A 16,416-nucleotide genomic window follows, 5' to 3' on the forward strand; every position below is an offset into this window, starting at 1 on the left:
ACACCCCCGTCCGGCGAGCCATGTCCGGCCCCACGACCACGAATTGGCTGACATGCTGCCACCGGCATCGCCGCGCCGCACGCGTTTCGACCGGATCGCCCTTCTTCCGGCGAAGCAGGTGCCATGGCACGGTAGGTGCCTTATGGTCGTCAACTGTTCGTCGACCACGGGGGGCAACCGATGGACGAGGAAGCGGAACTGCGCGAGCACCTGGAGCACTTGGCCGGCCTGCACAACTCGCTGCCGCCCGGGCACCCCGACCAGCCGGCGATCCTCAACAAGCTCGGCCAGTCGATGCGTCGCCTCCACGACTTCACCCATGACACCGCGTTGCTGAACCACGCCGTCGACGTCCACCGCGTCGCCATGCAGCAGGCGGCGCCCGACCAACGGCTCCCCTACCAGCTCAACCTGGCGAACGCGCTGCTCGACCGCCACGACGCCGGTCCGGCCGATCCCGCCGCACTGGAGGAGGCCCTGCGCCTGCTCAGGTCCGCGGAGCCCGTCGCGCACACCTACCCCGGCGGTGCCACAGCCGTCGCCACCACCACCGCCAACGCGCACGACCGGCGCTGGGACCGGACCGGCCACGTCGACGACCTCACCACCAGCATCACCTACCTGCGCAAGGCCGCCACGCTGTCCGTGCGGGACGACCCGGACCGCACCGCCTGGCAGTACGGTCTCCTCGCCGACGGCATCATCCAGCTGTACACGCGCACCGCCGACGCGCGGCACCTCGCCGACGCCGCGCGGGCGGCACAGACCGGCCTCTCCCACGCACCGCCCGGCCACCCCTCACGGGGCTCGGTCCTGATCAGCCTGTGTCGGATCCGGGAGAAGGAGTACGAACGCGACGGCACCCTCGCCCGCCTCGCCGAGGCGGAGTCGTGCGCGGCGGAGGCGTGCGCGCTGGAGTCGGCGTCGCGGGGCACCGACCGCGGGGACTTCTTCAACACCTGGGCCAACGTACTGCGCACCTGGTTCGCCGCCACGCGCGACCCCGCGCTCCTCGACAAGGCCCTGAGCGCGCAGCGCAGCGCGGCCGAGGCGACCCCGCCCGGGCACATGAACCGCGCGGCGGTCCTCGCCAACCTGGCCACCACCCACCGGCTGCATCTGGAGACCACGGGCGACACCACCCATCTCACAGCGGCCGTCGCCCTGTTCCGTACCGCGATCGCCGCGGCGCCCGGCTCCCGGGCGGCCGCCGGTTTCCGTTTCGGTCTCGGCGTGCTGCTCACCGTCCACCGCGACCTGCTCGGCGGCGCCGCCGCCCTGGACGAGGCCGAACGGGAGCTGCGGCAGGCGGCCGAGGCCCTGGCGACGACGGACGCCGAACGGTTCCGGTGTGTCAACGCGCTGGCCGTCGCGCTCGCTTCGCGCTACGAGGACGGCAAGGCCCCTGCCGACCACCGGGCCGCCGCGGCCATGTTCGAGGAGGCCGCCCGGATCGCCCCGCATCACCACGAAGCCGTACGGGCACGAGGCGGCCTCGCCTACGTGCACCGTCTGCACGCACTGCACACGCTCCGGCCGGACGACCTGGTGACCGCCGAGGCCGCCTACCGTGACGCCCTGGCACTCCCCAGGATCCCGGGCGTCATCGCCCGCACGCTGGTCACGGGGCTGGCGGACGTGCTGGAGGTCACGGGCGACCTGGTGGTCCCGCCCACCGGCCCGCTGTCGGTCGAGGCGCACGCGGTCTACCGCGAGGTCGCGGAGCTGCGCGCGGCCGGCGCGCGGGCTCCCGAGAACACCTTGCCCACCCGCATCCGGGCGGCTCACGGCTGGGGGCTGGCCGCCTCGCGTTGCGGCGACCCGGTGCAGGCGACCACCGCCTACCGGCTCGCCTTCGACCTCGTCCCACGTCTTGCGCCGCAGCACCTGAGCCGGGCCGATCGCGAGCGCCACCTGAGCGCTCTGGAGGGCCTGGGCTCCGACGCCGCCGCGTGCGCGCTGGCCGACGGCGACCGGCTCGCGGCGGTGGAGTTCCTGGAGTTCGGGCGCGGGCTGCTGCTGTCGGAGTCCCTCGGACTGCGTGCCGAGATCGGTCTGCTGGACACGCACGCGCCGCGGCTGGGCGAGCTGTTCCTGCGGTTGCGGGACGAACTGGGCGACCGCACCCGCGATCCGGCGGCGGGTCCGTTCGGGCCGGACTCGGCGGGGCCGCCGTTCGACGCCCCGCAGCGCGCCGACGCCGAGCTGGCCTCCTACCGGGAGGCCGCGGCGGAGATGGACGACGTCCTCGAACGGCTGCGGCGGGTGCCGGGGCTGGAGCGGTTCCTGCTGCCGCCCGACGTACGCCGGCTGGTGCGGGAGATCCCGGGCCCGGTGGTCGTGCTGAACGCGGGGCACCACCGCTGTGACGCGCTCGTCGTCCATGCCGGGACGGTCGAGGCGCTTCCGCTGCCGGGGCTCACCTCCGGTACGGTGCGGGCCCAGCTGAATCGGCTGCAGACCGCGACACGGGCCGCTGTCGGCGCCGCACCGGCCGAGCGCGACCGGGCGGAGTCGGAGGTCACCGACGTTCTCGACTGGCTGTGGCACACGGTCACGGCCCCGGTTCTGCGGGATCTGGTCCGCCGGGGTTTCGTCCCCGCCGCCTCCCCGCGGGATCCGGGCCGTCGGCCACGGCTGTGGTGGTGCCCGACCGGCCCGTTCAGCGGGCTGCCACTGCATGCCTCCGGCGCTCGCGACGCGGTGCGCGACCACGTCCTGGGCGCCGCGTCGGTCCTGGAGCTGGTGGTGTCCTCGTACACCCCGACACTGACCGCGCTGCATCGCGCCCGAGGCAGTGCGCTGCCCCGATCACCCCGGGTGCTGGCCGTGGGGCTGCGCGACACCCCCGGCCTCACGCGTCTTGCCGCGGCCGCCCACGAGGTGCGCGCCGTACGGGAGTGGGCGCCGGGTGCGAGCGAGCTGAGCGACCGGGACGCCACCCGTGCCGCCGTCCTGTCCGGCATCGGCGGCCACGACTGGTTCCACTTCGCCGGGCACGCTCAGCAGGACCCGGCCGCGGACGACAACGGCGCCCTGATGTGCCACGACCATCTGGAGGCGGGGCCGCTGACGATGTCGGACATCGCCGGGCACCGGGCCGGCGCCCCTTCCTTCCTGGCGTACCTGTCGGCCTGCGAGACCGGCCGCGGCCGGGCCGCCCTCGCGGACCAGGCACTGCATCTGGCCGGGGCCCTGCAATCGGCCGGGTTCGCCCACGTCGTCGCCTCGTTCTGGCCCGTGCACAGCAGCACCTCGCTGCGGGTGGCCCGGCACTTCTACGGCGCCATGGGCACGGTGGACGTCACGCACGAGACCACGGCCCGCGCCCTGGACCGGGCGGTACGCGCGGCCCGCGACCACCGCCCGGACCGGCCGTCGTGGTGGACTCCGTTCCATCACCTCGGCCCCTGAGGAAGGGGTGGGCGGCATCGGCGCCCTGCGGGAGGAAGCCCGCCTCCCTCTCCCGTCGGGCGCGGCCGTCGTCGGCGGGCCGACCCGGGCGTGCCGCGGCCGGCCGTTCAGGCGTCGTCAGACCGCCGTGACCTCCCCGGCCTCCGTCGAGGTTTCGGTTCCCGACGAGGCGATCACGTCGGAGCCCCCGTTCCCGCGGTCCATGAAGCCTCCGAGGAAGGCGAGACCGAGGCCGGCCGCGGCGAGAGCCGCGCCGACCAGGGCGGGCGAGGCCCAGCCCCAGCCGGCCGAGATGGCCAGGCCGCCGAGCCAGGCGCCGCCCGCGTTGGCCAGGTTGAAGGCGGAGTGGTTGGAGGCCGCCGCCATCGTCGGGGCGTTCTTCGCCTTGGCCATCAGCAGCATCTGCACGGGTGTGGTGACGAGGGCGCCCATCGCTCCCATGACGGCGAGGGTCACCAGGGCGGGAACGGTGCTGTGGACCGTGAAGTAGAACGCCACGAGCGTCGCGCCGAGCAGGGCGAGCCCCCCGTACAGCGTCGGGCGCAGTGCGCGGTCCGTCAGGGGGCCCGCGATCAGCGTGCCCACCGTCATGCCGCCGCCGTAGAGCGCGAGGACCCAGGTGGTGGAGGACTCGGAGAAGCCCGTCAGGTGGGTCAGGATCGGCACGAGGTAGCTGTAGACGGCGAAGAAGCCGCCGAATCCCACGACGGCGGTGGCCAGGCCGATCGCGACCTGCCGGTTGCCCATCGCCCGCAGTTCGTGCCGGATGCCGGCCTGGTGGCTGCGCGGCTGGTGGGGGACGAAGGCGGCGAGCGCGGCGAGGGCGACGAGGCCGATGACGGCGACCGCGCAGTAGGCGTACCGCCAGCCCAGTTGCTGCCCGAGTGCCGTGCCGGCCGGGACGCCGACGATGTTGGCGATGGTGAGTCCGAGGAACATCCTCGACACGGCTGTCCCGGCGCGCTCGGGGGCGACCAGCCGGGAGGCCACGACGGCACCCACGCCGAAGAGCGCTCCGTGCGGCAGACCCGCCAGGAATCGCGCGGCGAACAGCGTGCCGAAGCCGGGAGCGAGGGCGGAGGCGACGTTGCCGACGACGAACAGCCCTGACAGCAGGAGCAGGAGCCGCTTGTGGGCGATGCGCGCGCCGATGCCCGTCAGTACGGGGGCGCCGACGACGACGCCGAGCGCGTAGGCGGAGACGATGTTGCCGGCGTGCGGCACGGACACACCGACCCCGTCGGCGATCTGGGGCAGCAGCCCCATCGTGGCGAACTCGGTCGTACCGATGCCGAACGCGACGAGAGCGAGGGCCAGCAGAGCCAGTGGCATGGAGCGGGATTACCTTTCACGGGCAGCGATCCGTATGCGGTGGAGCAGGCGGGGGACGATGGTCGTCCTGCTCCCGTGGCCCGTCGCGCCGGCCACCATTGCCCGGTGCGCCCTCCAGGACAGGGAAGGCCCACAAGAAGTCCAGCTGCGCCGACGGTCCACGCATTCCAAGATCGGGCCACCGGAAGTATGGCCTGCATCACATGTAGACGGCAGGGTCCGCCCTGCGACCGGGAACCTCTCCGGTCAGATGCTCGAGCGCGCGCATGCGTACCGGGGGGCGTGTCCTGGAGGGGCGTACGCCCCCGGCCTGCCGCGTCACACGACGTCGTAGGTCAGGTGCGTCGCGGTCGCTGTCGGAATCACGTTCCGCCGCACGAGCGTGCGTGGCGCGCGGCCGGTGAACAGGGGCGTCCCGGTGCCCAGCACGACGGGCGCGAGGTGCAGAGTCAGTACGTCGACCAGCCCGGCCTCGAACGCCGAGCCGATCGACGCGCCGCCGCCCATCGATCCCCTGGTCACGGCCGGCGGGAGCCTCGTCAGCGGACGACGTCGAAGACGTTCTTCTGCAGACCGTTGGCGTAGGCCTCGTGCTCGACGAGCTTCAGCTTCTGGGTGTCCTTGTCCGTGGCGCTGAAGAGCCGCTTGCCCGCGCCGAGCAGGAGCGGGAAGACGAGCAGGTGGTAGCGGTCGATCAGGCCGGCGTCCGAGAGGGCCTGGTTCAGGGTGGCGCTGCCGTGGACGATGATCGGGCCGCCCTCGGTCTCCTTGAGCGCGGCGACCTCGTCGAGGGAGCGCAGGATCGTCGTCTCGCCCCAGTTCGACACCAGGTCGTCCTCGGCGAGAGTGGTGGAGACGACGTACTTCGGCATCACCTTGTAGTCGGCGAAGTCCTCCATGTCCGGCCACACCGGGCTGAACGCCTCGTAGCTGACCCGGCCCATCAGCATCGCGGCGGCTTCCTGCTGCTCACGGCCCTTGATCTCGAAGGCCTCGGGGAGGAACTCGACCTCCTTGAAGGTCCAGCCGGAGTTCCGGTAACCGGGCTCGCCGCCCGGGGCCTCCACGACGCCGTCGAGGGAGATGAAGGCGGTGCTGATCAGGGTACGCATCTGGGCTCCTCGGTGTCGCTTGTCTGTATCTCGGCGGTGCTGACGGTGAGCGAGCGGATCCCCCGCGCGGGGCCGACGCACCAACCATGGTCTCTGACTGCGCGTCACGGAGAAACTCATCGGCCCTCGCCCGCCGATCCCGCCTCCGAGAGAGTCCGACGCGATCCGTCGGCGTCTGGGGGACGGTTCCGGTGCCGTCGGTCTCCGGTGTCGGATCCCTGCCGCACTCCCGAGCCGCTCGGCCCCCACCCTGCCGCGCGACGGCACCGACCCGTGGGTAATACTCACCGAATGAGGCCGAGCATTACGCCCAGGACCGGGCCGACCACGATCCGGAGGGCCGTCGGGCGGGACGCCAAACGGCTCACCCGGCTCGTACGCGGCTCCCGCGCCTACGAAGGGCAGTTCGCGGCCATGGTCGCGGACTACCGGGTCGGTCCCACCTACATCGAGACCCACCGCGTCTTCGTGGCCGTGGCCGCCGACGAGCACGAGAGCCGTGTCCTCGGGTTCTACTCGCTCGTCCTGGACCCACCGGAGCTCGACCTGCTGTTCGTCGCCGACGAGGCACAGGGGCGCGGCATCGGCCGGCTGCTCGTCGCGCACATGAAGTCCGAGGCACGGGCCGCCGGCCTCGACCGGGTCCGCGTGGTGTCGCATCCACCCGCCGAGGGCTTCTACCGCGGCGTGGGTGCGGTGCACACCGGGACCGCGTCGGCGAACCCACCCGCGGTGGCGTGGGACCGTCCCGAGTTCGAGTTCCGCATTCCCTAGGAAGCGGGGGCCGCGGGTTCCCGGCCCGCGCTCGTCCAGGCGTCCGGGCGGTGCACCAGCACCGCGGAGACCACCGTGCGGGACGAGCCCATGACGTCGGCCACGAATCGCAGGGGCCCGACACCGAGTCGGCGCAGCGCCCGACCGTGGTCGGCGGCGACGACGAGAGCGACCGCGAACAGCAGAAGCTGCCACAGGCCCATCACCGGGCGCCGCGCGACGCGAGGCAGCTCCGCCAGGGAGGCGTGCAGCCGCTCGCAGTGGAAGGGGACGTGACGCTGCTCGTCGGACAGGATCCGGCCCGCCACCTCCGTGGTGAGCGAGTCGTCGGTGCCGTCGCGCAGGGCCCGGTAATAGCGCAGGGCCACCACTTCCGCGATCATCAGCACCAGCAGTTCCATGCGCAGGCCCATGAGACGCCTCAGCCGTACGAAGACGTCGTCGCTCCAGTGCCCGGTCAGCGTCGGTATGCCGCCCGCGGCCAGCAGCCGGCCCAGGAGGCGGGCGTGGTTCTGTTCCTCGGCGACGAAGAGCCGGACCGCCTGCCCGTAGTCGGGGTCGCCGGCCCGGTCCGCCTTGCCGACGAGGTTGGCGCCGTCACCGTCCTCGCCGACCTGGAAGCGCTGGATGCCGGCCCACACCGCGGGATGCAGGGTCGCGCCCTGCCCCCAGTCCGGATCGCCCTGGGCCCGCCTGCGCTCGCGCTCGTCCTCGAAACGCCGTGTCCACCGGGCGAAGCCGACCGCATGCACCTGGTCTCCCCTCTCCGGGCACGGCCACCGTGCCTCGCAGAGGGACGACGCGGGCGGACGGCGAAACGTTCCACGTCGACGATCTTCGCCGGGTCCCGGCGGGAGCCGGTGATGCCGCCGCCGAACCGGCCGTCCCCGCCGTGACAGCCGGTGTACAGGGTGCCTCGCAGGAGGCGAGATGGGTCACAGCACGGCCCCGCGCATGGCGCTCCGGAGCCGGGCGTGCGGCCTGCCCGCACGGCATTTACGTGCAAAATGCAACGAAGTGTGTACGGCCCGTGAGCGCCATCCGGCGCTCTATGGTCGCTCTCTGGCCTGCCGCCGGCGCCGTCGAGCAGACCCGTCCCTGCCCCCGACGAAAGTAGGCGAGCGAAGTTTTGGCGACCGCCACACTCCCCCCTCCCCTCACGGCTCACCCGACCGCCCCGCACCACGCCACCGTCACCGACCCCGCCCTCGTGAAGCGCGCCGTGAAGGCCGCCGCGCTGGGCAACGCGATGGAATGGTTCGACTTCGGCGTCTACAGCTACATCGCGGTCACTCTGGGCAAGGTCTTCTTCCCCTCCGGGAACCCGACCGCCCAGCTGCTCTCCACGTTCGGCGCCTTCGCCGCCGCCTTCCTGGTCCGGCCGCTCGGCGGCATGGTCTTCGGGCCGCTCGGCGACCGCGTCGGCCGCCAGAAGGTGCTGGCCCTCACCATGATCATGATGGCCGCGGGCACCTTCGCCATCGGCCTCATCCCGTCGTACGCCTCGATCGGCGTCGGAGCACCGCTGCTCCTGCTGGCCGCCCGCCTGGTGCAGGGCTTCTCCACCGGCGGCGAGTACGCGGGCGCCTCCACCTTCATCGCCGAGTACGCGCCCGACAAACGGCGCGGCTTCTTCGGCAGCTGGCTGGAGTTCGGCACCCTCGCCGGATACATCGGCGGCGCCGGCCTGGTCACGCTGATGACCGCCCTGCTGTCCACCGACGACCTGCTGAGCTGGGGCTGGCGCATCCCGTTCCTGATCGCGGGCCCGATGGGCCTCATCGGCCTCTATCTGCGGATGCGCCTGGAGGAGACCCCGGCGTTCGCGGCCGAGATCGCGAAGGCCGAGGCCGACCGCCCGAAGACACCGCTGCGCGAGATGATCACGGGCCAGTGGCGGGCGCTGCTGCTCTGCGTGGGCCTCGTGCTGGTCTTCAACGTCACCGACTACATGCTGCTGTCGTACATGCCGAGCTACCTGACCAGTGAGCTCAAGTACGACGAGACGCACGGCCTGCTCGTCGTTCTCGGCGTGATGGCCGTGATGATGATCGTCCAGCCCTTCGCGGGCGCGCTGACCGACCGGGTGGGCCGCCGGCCGGTGATCGCCGCGGGCTGCGCGGGCTTCCTGCTGCTGTCCGTCCCCGCCCTGCTGCTCATCCGCCAGGGCAGCCTGTTCGCGGTGGCGCTCGGCATGGGCGCGCTGGGCCTGCTGCTGGTCTGCTTCACGGCGGCGATGCCGGCCGCGTTGCCGGCGCTGTTCCCGACGAGGGTCCGCTACGGATCCCTGTCGATCGGCTTCAACGTCTCCGTCTCGCTCTTCGGCGGAACCACCCCGCTGGTGGTGACCGCCCTGATCGGGGCGACCGGCAACATGATGATGCCCGCCTACTACATGATGGCCGCGGCCGTGATCGGCGGTGTGGCGGTGTGGTTCATGACGGAGTCGGCGGGGCGGCCGCTGCCCGGCTCGGCACCCTCGCTGGAGGGCTGAGGCCCACCTGCCGGATCGGCCGGGCCGCGGAGCGCGAGCCATGAGGCTCCGCAGTCGTTCCGGCCTCTGTTCGGTCCCGCGTCCGGTCGTCGTGCACCGAGGTGGTGCCACCAGGTCGTGGCGCACGGTCCGGAACCCGCGATGCCGGGAGCCCGTCGGCGCGATGTCCGCCGACGGGCTCCCGGCGTGAAGGGCGTCGGCCTTTCTCCCGGGCTCCGCGCGGTGGGCCCACCGTGAAAGCGCCGACCGGCCCACCACACCTGCGGAGCGTCAGATCCGGCCACCGGTGAGCCGGGTGAGCGGGCCGTGCGTGTGGCGGCCGGAGCGGTGACCCGCCGCGTACGACGCGACCGTCAGCGCGGTCACGCCCGCGCCGACACCGGCGACGAGCAGCTTCCGGTGGGCGATCGCCGTCCAGGCGGTCTTCGTCGTGGCGGCGACCTGGTCGGTGGCCGCCTTGGCTGTGGCCGCGACCTGGCCGGTGGCCGTCTTCGCCGTGGCCGCGACCTGGTTGGTGGCCGTCTTCGCCGTGGCCGCGACCTGGTTGGTGGCCGTCTTCGCCGTGGCCGCGACCTGGCCGGTCGTCGCGACGAGGGTCCGACGGCCGGCCTCGACGCCACGGGCCACTCCGTGCGCGGCCCCGTCGGCCGTCTCGGCCACGCGATCGGCTCGGGACTCGGCCGCCGACGTGGCGTCGGACGCCGTGTCCGCGGTGCCGTTCGCGCCCCGCGCGGCCGGGGCTGTCGCCTCGTCCGCCGCGCGCCGGGCCTCGGATGCGGTCGCACGCCGGGCGGCGTGCTCTTCGTCGGTCTCCGTGTTCCGTTCAGTCATGGACTTCGCGTTGCCCCTCACCCGGTCCCCAAACACGTTCGGCCGTACGACGTGCCCGCCCTCCCCCGTCGGCGCAACTCCCGTCCCGCTCATGCTCATCGCGCGTACCGGCCGGCGTCCTTCAACGTGCCGCTCGGAAGGCGACCCGGTCCGGTTTCTAGGCGTCGGCCCGAGGTGCCCCGGCGCGCAGGCCGTCCATGACGAGGTCGAGGAGTCGGGTGGCGCGCGGGCGCCAGTCGTCGGTGGGGGTCAGCTGCCACAGGCCGCCGATGGCGAGGATCAGGTCGTCGGGGGTCATGCCCGGCCGGATGGTGCCCGCCGTGTCGTTGGCGCGCAGGAGGAGTTCGGCCGCGTCGGTGACGGGGGTGTGCGTCGGCTTCTCGGGGCCGCCCGGCGTGCTGGTGGCGAGGCGGATCGCGTCGGCGAGGCCGGCCTTGGTCATGGCGAACTCGGCCAGCCGGTCCATCCAGGCGCGCAGGGCCCGCTCGGGAGGCAGCTGTTCGAGGAGCTGGACCGCGCTGTCGGCGACCTGACGCATCTCGTGGCGGTAGATCTCCAGGACGAGGGCCTCGCGGCTGGGGAAGTTGCGGTAGAAGGTGCCCTGTCCGACGCCCGCCTTCCTGGCGATCGCGCTGAGCGGGGCGTCGGGGCGCAGCGTCAGTTCGGCCAGGGCGACCTCGAGGATGCGCTCACGGTTGCGTTGTGCGTCCGAGCGCATTGGGGCGTCCTTCTTGTGCGGCACTCGACTCTCCTCGCGGGTCCGTGGCCGAACCCCACCCTTGCTAAGCGGACAGCTGTCCGTTACGTTTACCGGTAGCGGACGATTGTCCGGTTGGGTTCACCATAGCTCCGGCCGGGTCCGCGCGGGAGTCCGCGACGGCCGTCGGCCCGTCCCCCGTGCTCCCGCCCCGACCTCACGAACGACGCACTGCTGCGGCCGCCCGGCACCGGCCGCCCGCAGCCCTTGGTTCCGGAAGCGCGAAAGAAGCTCTCATGGCTTTAGTGACATCCAGCGTCATCACCCTGCACATCAACGGCGAGCGGTACAGCCTGCCCGTCGACCACCGCACCACCCTGCTCGACGCACTCCGCGAGCGGCTCGACCTCACCGGCACCAAGAAGGGCTGCGACCAGGGGCAGTGCGGAGCCTGCACCGTCCTGGTCGACGGCCGCAGGACCGTGGCCTGCCTCCAGCTGGCGATCGCGGCCGAAGGACGTGAGATCACCACCGTCGAAGGGCTGGCGGACGGCGACCGGCTGCACCCGGTGCAGCAGGCCTTCCTCGACCTCGACGGCTACCAGTGCGGCTACTGCACGCCGGGACAGATCTGTTCGGCGATCGGTGTGCTCGCGGAGCACGCCGCCGGATGGCCGAGCGCCGCCTCGGCCGACGTGCGGCCCGCCGCCGGACCACCACCCCTGACCGCGGACGAGATCCGTGAGCGCATGAGCGGCAATCTGTGCCGCTGCGGCGCGTACACCTCGATCGTCGAGGCCGTCGCCCGGGCCGCGGAGTCCGGGCCCGCGTCGCGCACGGCAGTCGTACCGGGACCAAAGGAGCCTGCGGCATGAGGGAGTTCGGCTACCGGAGGGCCTCCGACGTACCGGGGGCCGTCGCGCTGCTCGGCTCCGACCCGGACGCGCGCTACCTCGCGGGCGGCACCAACCTGGTCGACCTGATGAAGACCGGCGTCGAACGTCCCGGACGGCTGGTCGACGTACGCGGCCTGCCCCTGGACCGCGTCGAGGCGACTCCGGCCGGCGGAGTGCGGATCGGCGCGACCGTCACCAACAGCGACCTCGCCGCCCATCCCCTGATCCGCGACCGGTACCCGGTGCTGGCGCAGGCGGTGCTCGCCGGCGCCTCCGGCCAGCTGCGCAACATGGCCACCGTCGGCGGCAATCTCCTCCAGCGCACCCGCTGCGCCTACTTCGCCGACGCCACCGGCCCCTGCAACAAGCGGGCTCCCGGCAGCGGTTGCCCGGCCGTCCGCGGCGAGAACCGCAACCACGCGATCCTCGGCGCGTCGGCGCAGTGCGTGGCCGTGCACCCGTCGGACATGGCCGTCGCGCTGGCCGCCCTCGACGGCGTGGTGCACTACGAGACCGCCCAGAGGCCGGGCGAACTGCCGCTCGGCTGGTTCTATCTCCCGGTCGCCGACACCCCGCACCGCGAGACGGCCCTGCCCCCGGGCGCGCTCATCACCGACGTCACCCTGCCGCCGGCCCCGGTCGCCGTCCGTTCCCGCTACCGGAAGGTGCGCGAGCGCGCGTCCTACGCGTTCGCCGTCGGCTCGGTCGCCGCCGCGCTCGACGTCCGCGACGGTGTCGTACGCGAGGTGCGCCTGGCGTACGGCGCGGTCGCCTCCCGGCCGTGGCGGGCGCGCGCGGCGGAGCGGACCCTGACCGGGGCGCCCGCCGACGCCGAGTCGTTCGCGGCCGCCGCGGACGCCGAACTGGCGGCGGCGCGGCCCCTGTCGGACAACGGATTCAAGGTGACCCTGATGCGCAACCTGACGGTGGCCGTGCTCAGCGAACTCGCCGAGGAGGGCGCGCGATGACGACGACCGAGGCACCGTCCGGCCACCCGACGACCACGAACGAGGCACCCCTCGGCCCCACGATGACGACGACGGCGGCGCCCCTCGCCCCCGTCCGCGCCGTCGGTACCGGACACGTCCGTGTGGAGGGCCGGGACAAGGTCACCGGCGCGGCCCGTTACGCGGGCGAGGTCCCGTTCGCCGAACTCGCCCACGGCTGGCTGGTGTTGTCCACCGTGGCGCTCGGCCGGATCCGGGACATCGAGGCGGACGCCGTCCTCGCGCTGCCAGGCGTCCTCGCCGTGCTCGACCATCGCAACGCCCCGCCGCTCAAGACCGACTACGTCGGCCTGCTGGGCACCGTCCCGGACCCGACCTGCGCGGTCTTCCAGAGCGACCGGGTGCCGCACCGGGGCTGGCCGGTGGCGCTGGTGGTCGCCGAGACGTCCGAGCAGGCGCGCGAGGCCGCCGAGGCACTCGTCGTCCACTACGAACAGGTCCCGCACGACGTCGAGTTCACCGGGGACCGCCACGACACCCACCCGGCGGACGGCCATATGCCGGCCGTGACGGACAAGGGCGACCTGGAGGCCGAACTCGCCGCGTCCGCCGTCGTCGTGGACGCCACGTACACCACTCCGGAAGAGCACCACCACCCCATGGAGCCCCATGCGGCCACCGCCCGCTGGGAGGGTGACCGGCTCGAGGTGGTGGACTCCAACCAGGGCTCCACCTGGGTCGTCGGAGAGCTCGCGAACCTCTTCTCCCTCGATCCCGCGTCGGTGCGGGTGCGTTCGGAGCACGTCGGCGGCGGCTTCGGCAGCAAGGGGGTGCGCGCCCACCAGGTCGCCGCCGTGATGGCGTCCGGCATGGTCGGACGCCCGGTGCGGGTCGTCCTGACCCGACGTCAGATGTTCACCCTGGCCGGCCACCGCAGCCCCACCGTCCAGCGGGTCAGGCTCGGTGCGGACGCCGACGGGCGCCTGCGCGCCCTGGACCACCGCTCGCTCAGCCGGACGTCCACCGTGTACGAGTTCGTCGAGCCGAGCGCCGGAGTGGCCCGGGTGATGTACGACGCCGACGCCCACCACACCGAGAACCGGCTCGTACGGCTCGACGTCCCCAGCCCCACCTGGATGCGCGCTCCGGGCGAGGCTCCGGGCTCCTTCGCGCTGGAGGCGGCCCTCGACGAACTCGCCGACAAGTGCGGCATCGACCCGATCGCGCTGCGCCTGCGCAACGAACCGGAGGTGGGCCCGGTCTCCGGTCTCCCCTTCGCCGGCCGCAACCTGCGCGCCTGCTTCGAGGAAGGCGCACACCGCTTCGGCTGGGACCGGCGCGACCCTCGGCCGGGGGTGCGGCGCGAGGGACGCTGGCTGCTCGGCACCGGCACCGCGGCGGCCTCCTTCGGCGCCGGGGCCGCGCCGTCCACGGCCTCGATCACCGCCGAGGCGGACGGCCGCTTCACCGTACGGATCGCGGCGGCGGACATCGGCACCGGCGCGCGGACCGCCCTCACACTGGTCGCCGCGGACGCCCTGCACGTTCCACCGGAGCGCGTCCGGGTCCACCTGGGCGACAGCGCGTTCGGGCCCGCGATGATCGCGGGCGGTTCCATGGGCACCCGGTCCTGGTCATGGGCGGTCATGGCGGCCGCGGACGAACTGCGCGAGCGGCTCGTGCCGGGCGCGGCGATCCCGGCCGGGGGCATCACCGTGCGCTCCGACACCACCGCGGCGATCGCCGCCCTCGCGCAGAAGGAACGGCACTCCTTCGGCGCGCAGTTCGCCGAGGTCGCCGTCGACCCCGCCACCGGCGAGGTACGCGTACGGCGCATGCTCGGCGTGTTCGCCGCCGGGCGCATCGTCAACCCCCTCACCGCTCGCGGCCAGTTCACCGGCGGCATGATCTGGGGGATCTCCATGGCCCTGCACGAGGAAGCCGCGCGTGACGCGACCTCCGGTGGGCCCGTCGGGGCGGACCTCGCGGGCTACCACGTGGCCACACACGCCGACGTCCCGCGCGTCGAGGCGTACTGGGTCGAGGACGACGACCCCGACGACCCCGTGGGGATCAAGGGCATCGGTGAGATCGGCATCGTCGGCGCGGCCGCCGCCGTCGCCAACGCCGTGTGGCACGCCACCGGCGTACGCCACCGCAGCCTGCCCATCCGCCCCGACCGTGTCCTGACGGGCGGCCGCGATGCTTGACCTCGCGCTCCAGCTGGGCGACTGGCTGGCCGAGGGGCGGGAGGCCGCCGTCGCGACCGTCGTGTCCGTCGGCGGCAGCGCGCCCCGCGGACCGGGCGCCACGCTCGCCGTCGACGGGAAGGGAGCCGTCATCGGGTCCGTGTCCGGCGGCTGCGTGGAGGCGTCGGTCTACGATCTGTGCGCACAGGCGCTGGAGACCGGCGGCAGCGTGCTGGAGCGCTTCGGCTACAGCGACGAGGACGCCTTCGCCGTGGGACTGACCTGCGGCGGAGTCCTCGATGTGCTGGTCACCCCGCTCACGGCGGACGGCCCGGTCGGCGCGCTGTTGCGCTCCGCCCTGGACACCGCGGCGCGCGGCGGGGCCGTCGCACTCGTCAGGGTCGTCCGCGGCCCGGACGCGCTGCTCGGCTCCGCGCTGCTCGTCCACGCCGACGGCTCCCACGAGGGCGGACTCGGCGGGCACCCGGAACTCGACCGCACCGCCGTGGAACAGGCCCTGGCCGCGCTCGACGCGGGCCGTACCGCGACGGTCGAGGTGTCGCAGGACGGGTCGCACTGCCCCGGCGGCCTCACCCTGCTCGTGGAGACGCGGGTGCCTCCGCCCCGGATGATCGTCTTCGGCGCCGTCGACTTCGCGGCCGCGCTGGTCCGGGCCGGCAAGTTCCTCGGCTATCAGGTCACCGTGTGCGACGCGCGGCCCGTCTTCACGACCCCGGAGCGCTTCCCCGAAGCCGACGAGGTCGTCGTGGACTGGCCGCACCGCTACCTGCGCGGCACCCCGACCGACGGGCGCACCGTGGTGTGCGTGCTCACCCACGACGCCAAGTTCGACGTCCCGCTGCTGGAGGTCGCACTGCGGTTGCCGGTGGCGTTCGTCGGCGCGATGGGCTCGCGGCGCACCCACGCCGACCGCGACCGGCGGCTGCGGGAGATCGGTCTCGACGACCACGAGCTGGCACGGCTGAGGTCGCCCATCGGCCTGGACCTCGGGGGCCGTACGCCGGAGGAGACCGCCCTGTCGATCGTGGCCGAGATCGTCGCGTCCCGCCGTGGCGGTACGGGCCTGCCGTTGACCGGTTCGGTCAGACCCATCCACCACCGCCACACCGCCTGAGGCGCGCGAGCACACGCTGCTCGATGACGGAGCGGGGCCACCTCGGTGCGGCTCTCGTACCCAGCCCGCTCCGTCTCCCCCGGTGACGGTCAGACCGCGGGTTCGGGAAGTTCGCCGTACCGCACCTGCACGAGCTCGATGCTCGTGCAGCCGACGGCCTCGAGTTCGGTACGGCGATACTTCGCCGAGCGCTTGTCATAGCTGGCGGCGGACGCCTGCGGGGCGCCGTCAGGGTCTGTCCACAGCAGACCGTATCGCTTCGTCACGGTACTCATGGCGACCATCCTCCCCACCGGCACCGTCCTCAAGCCCGCCGGGCGATCAGCCCTCGGCGGAATTCCCACGGTCCGGCGCAGCGCCGGTGCGAGTGGTCCCCCACCCGCACGCCGTGCCTCAACGGCTGCTACTGGTCGTCGAGTTCGGTCGCGTAGGGGGGTTCCGCTCCGGTTCGGGTGCAGGTGACGGCGGCCGCGTGGGCCGCGAAGCGCAGCAGGTCTTCCCAGTCGGTGGGTCCCATGTCGTCGAGGGCGGGTGGGGACAGTGCGTCCTGTCGGGAGAGGCGGTGCAGGAGGGCGGCGTTGACGGTGTCGCCGGC

14 protein-coding genes and 1 pseudogene are annotated in these 16,416 nt (G+C 73.2%); 7 read left to right on the plus strand and 8 right to left on the minus strand.

Annotated features, from left to right (window positions below; translation table 11 throughout):
• Positions 1–180 precede the first annotated feature (180 nt).
• A complete protein-coding gene (locus tag IE275_RS36025; RefSeq protein ID WP_189716858.1) occupies positions 181–3,414 on the plus strand; it encodes a CHAT domain-containing protein in 3,234 nt (1,077 codons plus the stop codon).
• Between the two features lie 117 nt (positions 3,415–3,531).
• Here the strand turns inward: IE275_RS36025 and IE275_RS36030 are convergent, their stop codons facing one another.
• The 3 genes and pseudogenes from IE275_RS36030 to IE275_RS36040 all read right to left on the minus strand — a co-directional run bounded on the left by IE275_RS36030 (position 3,532) and on the right by IE275_RS36040 (position 5,858).
• Positions 3,532–4,746: an MFS transporter gene (locus tag IE275_RS36030; protein WP_189716859.1), complete on the minus strand. Its 1,215-nt coding sequence runs from the start codon at positions 4,744–4,746 to the stop codon at positions 3,532–3,534.
• A 318-nt stretch (positions 4,747–5,064) separates the two neighbouring features.
• A pseudogene (locus IE275_RS36035) lies at positions 5,065–5,253 on the minus strand (dihydrofolate reductase family protein); the annotation flags it as partial.
• A 32-nt stretch (positions 5,254–5,285) separates the two neighbouring features.
• Entirely contained in the window at positions 5,286–5,858 is a 573-nt protein-coding gene (locus tag IE275_RS36040) for a dihydrofolate reductase family protein (protein ID WP_189716860.1), read from the minus strand.
• A gap of 291 nt (positions 5,859–6,149) precedes the next feature.
• On the opposite strand from IE275_RS36040, the gene IE275_RS36045 reads away from it, so the two are divergent.
• On the plus strand, positions 6,150–6,632 hold the full coding sequence (locus tag IE275_RS36045) for a GNAT family N-acetyltransferase (protein ID WP_189716861.1): 483 nt from the start codon (positions 6,150–6,152) through the stop codon (positions 6,630–6,632).
• Here the strand turns inward: IE275_RS36045 and IE275_RS36050 are convergent.
• On the minus strand, positions 6,629–7,384 hold the full coding sequence (locus IE275_RS36050) for a ferritin-like domain-containing protein (RefSeq protein WP_189716862.1): 756 nt from the start codon (positions 7,382–7,384) through the stop codon (positions 6,629–6,631). The two genes, IE275_RS36045 and IE275_RS36050, sit on opposite strands and share 4 nt — an antisense overlap.
• 377 nt (positions 7,385–7,761) lie before the next feature.
• Here IE275_RS36050 and proP point away from each other — a divergent pair, with 377 nt between their 5' ends.
• On the plus strand, positions 7,762–9,126 hold the full coding sequence (proP, locus tag IE275_RS36055; protein ID WP_189716863.1) for a glycine betaine/L-proline transporter ProP: 1,365 nt from the start codon (positions 7,762–7,764) through the stop codon (positions 9,124–9,126).
• 270 nt (positions 9,127–9,396) lie between these two features.
• On the opposite strand, the gene IE275_RS36060 is transcribed toward proP, so the two are convergent.
• The gene (locus tag IE275_RS36060; protein WP_189716864.1) at positions 9,397–9,957 is read right to left on the minus strand and encodes a hypothetical protein; all 561 of its coding nucleotides are present in this window, start codon (positions 9,955–9,957) and stop codon (positions 9,397–9,399) included.
• 157 nt (positions 9,958–10,114) lie between these two features.
• On the minus strand, positions 10,115–10,699 hold the full coding sequence (locus IE275_RS36065; protein ID WP_189716865.1) for a TetR/AcrR family transcriptional regulator: 585 nt from the start codon (positions 10,697–10,699) through the stop codon (positions 10,115–10,117).
• Between the two features lie 251 nt (positions 10,700–10,950).
• Between IE275_RS36065 and IE275_RS36070 the strand changes: the two genes are divergently transcribed.
• The 4 genes from IE275_RS36070 (at position 10,951) to IE275_RS36085 (ending at position 15,821) form a co-directional block, all read left to right on the plus strand.
• Positions 10,951–11,529, plus strand: coding sequence for a (2Fe-2S)-binding protein (locus IE275_RS36070; RefSeq protein WP_189716866.1), 579 nt, complete (start codon positions 10,951–10,953; stop codon positions 11,527–11,529).
• Positions 11,526–12,518: an FAD binding domain-containing protein gene (locus tag IE275_RS36075; RefSeq protein WP_189716867.1), complete on the plus strand. Its 993-nt coding sequence runs from the start codon at positions 11,526–11,528 to the stop codon at positions 12,516–12,518. Before IE275_RS36070 ends, IE275_RS36075 begins: the two co-directional genes overlap by 4 nt.
• A gap of 62 nt (positions 12,519–12,580) precedes the next feature.
• Complete coding sequence (locus IE275_RS36080; protein WP_189716881.1) at positions 12,581–14,707, plus strand: xanthine dehydrogenase family protein molybdopterin-binding subunit; 2,127 nt, start codon at positions 12,581–12,583, stop codon at positions 14,705–14,707.
• Positions 14,700–15,821 carry an XdhC family protein gene (locus tag IE275_RS36085; RefSeq protein WP_189716868.1) on the plus strand — a complete coding sequence of 374 codons (1,122 nt, stop codon included), beginning with the start codon at positions 14,700–14,702 and terminating at the stop codon, positions 15,819–15,821. Before IE275_RS36080 ends, IE275_RS36085 begins: the two co-directional genes overlap by 8 nt.
• 89 nt (positions 15,822–15,910) lie before the next feature.
• On the opposite strand, the gene IE275_RS36090 is transcribed toward IE275_RS36085, so the two are convergent.
• Together IE275_RS36090 and IE275_RS36095 are read right to left on the minus strand one after the other, a co-directional pair.
• Positions 15,911–16,096, minus strand: a complete 186-nt coding sequence (locus IE275_RS36090) for a DUF8636 domain-containing protein (RefSeq protein WP_229870951.1) — start codon at positions 16,094–16,096, stop codon at positions 15,911–15,913.
• 128 nt (positions 16,097–16,224) lie between these two features.
• A partial coding sequence (locus IE275_RS36095; protein WP_229870954.1) for a PfkB family carbohydrate kinase occupies positions 16,225–16,416 on the minus strand: 192 nt, incomplete at its 5' end.

The sequence above is a fragment of the Streptomyces phaeofaciens genome, from assembly GCF_014648915.1.
GTDB lineage: Bacteria > Actinomycetota > Actinomycetes > Streptomycetales > Streptomycetaceae > Streptomyces > Streptomyces phaeofaciens.

Excerpts from the sequence above, each read along its gene's own strand:
- IE275_RS36025 (WP_189716858.1), top strand. The coding sequence starts at position 181 with ATGGACGAGGAAGCGGAACTGCGCGAGCACCTGGAGCACTTGGCCGGC.
- IE275_RS36030 (WP_189716859.1), bottom strand. The coding sequence starts at position 4,746 with ATGCCACTGGCTCTGCTGGCCCTCGCTCTCGTCGCGTTCGGCATCGGT.
- IE275_RS36040 (WP_189716860.1), bottom strand. The coding sequence starts at position 5,858 with ATGCGTACCCTGATCAGCACCGCCTTCATCTCCCTCGACGGCGTCGTG.
- IE275_RS36045 (WP_189716861.1), top strand. The coding sequence starts at position 6,150 with ATGAGGCCGAGCATTACGCCCAGGACCGGGCCGACCACGATCCGGAGG.
- IE275_RS36060 (WP_189716864.1), bottom strand. The coding sequence starts at position 9,957 with ATGACTGAACGGAACACGGAGACCGACGAAGAGCACGCCGCCCGGCGT.
- IE275_RS36070 (WP_189716866.1), top strand. The coding sequence starts at position 10,951 with ATGGCTTTAGTGACATCCAGCGTCATCACCCTGCACATCAACGGCGAG.
- IE275_RS36075 (WP_189716867.1), top strand. The coding sequence starts at position 11,526 with ATGAGGGAGTTCGGCTACCGGAGGGCCTCCGACGTACCGGGGGCCGTC.
- IE275_RS36080 (WP_189716881.1), top strand. The coding sequence starts at position 12,581 with ATGACGACGACGGCGGCGCCCCTCGCCCCCGTCCGCGCCGTCGGTACC.
- IE275_RS36085 (WP_189716868.1), top strand. The coding sequence starts at position 14,700 with ATGCTTGACCTCGCGCTCCAGCTGGGCGACTGGCTGGCCGAGGGGCGG.
- IE275_RS36090 (WP_229870951.1), bottom strand. The coding sequence starts at position 16,096 with ATGAGTACCGTGACGAAGCGATACGGTCTGCTGTGGACAGACCCTGAC.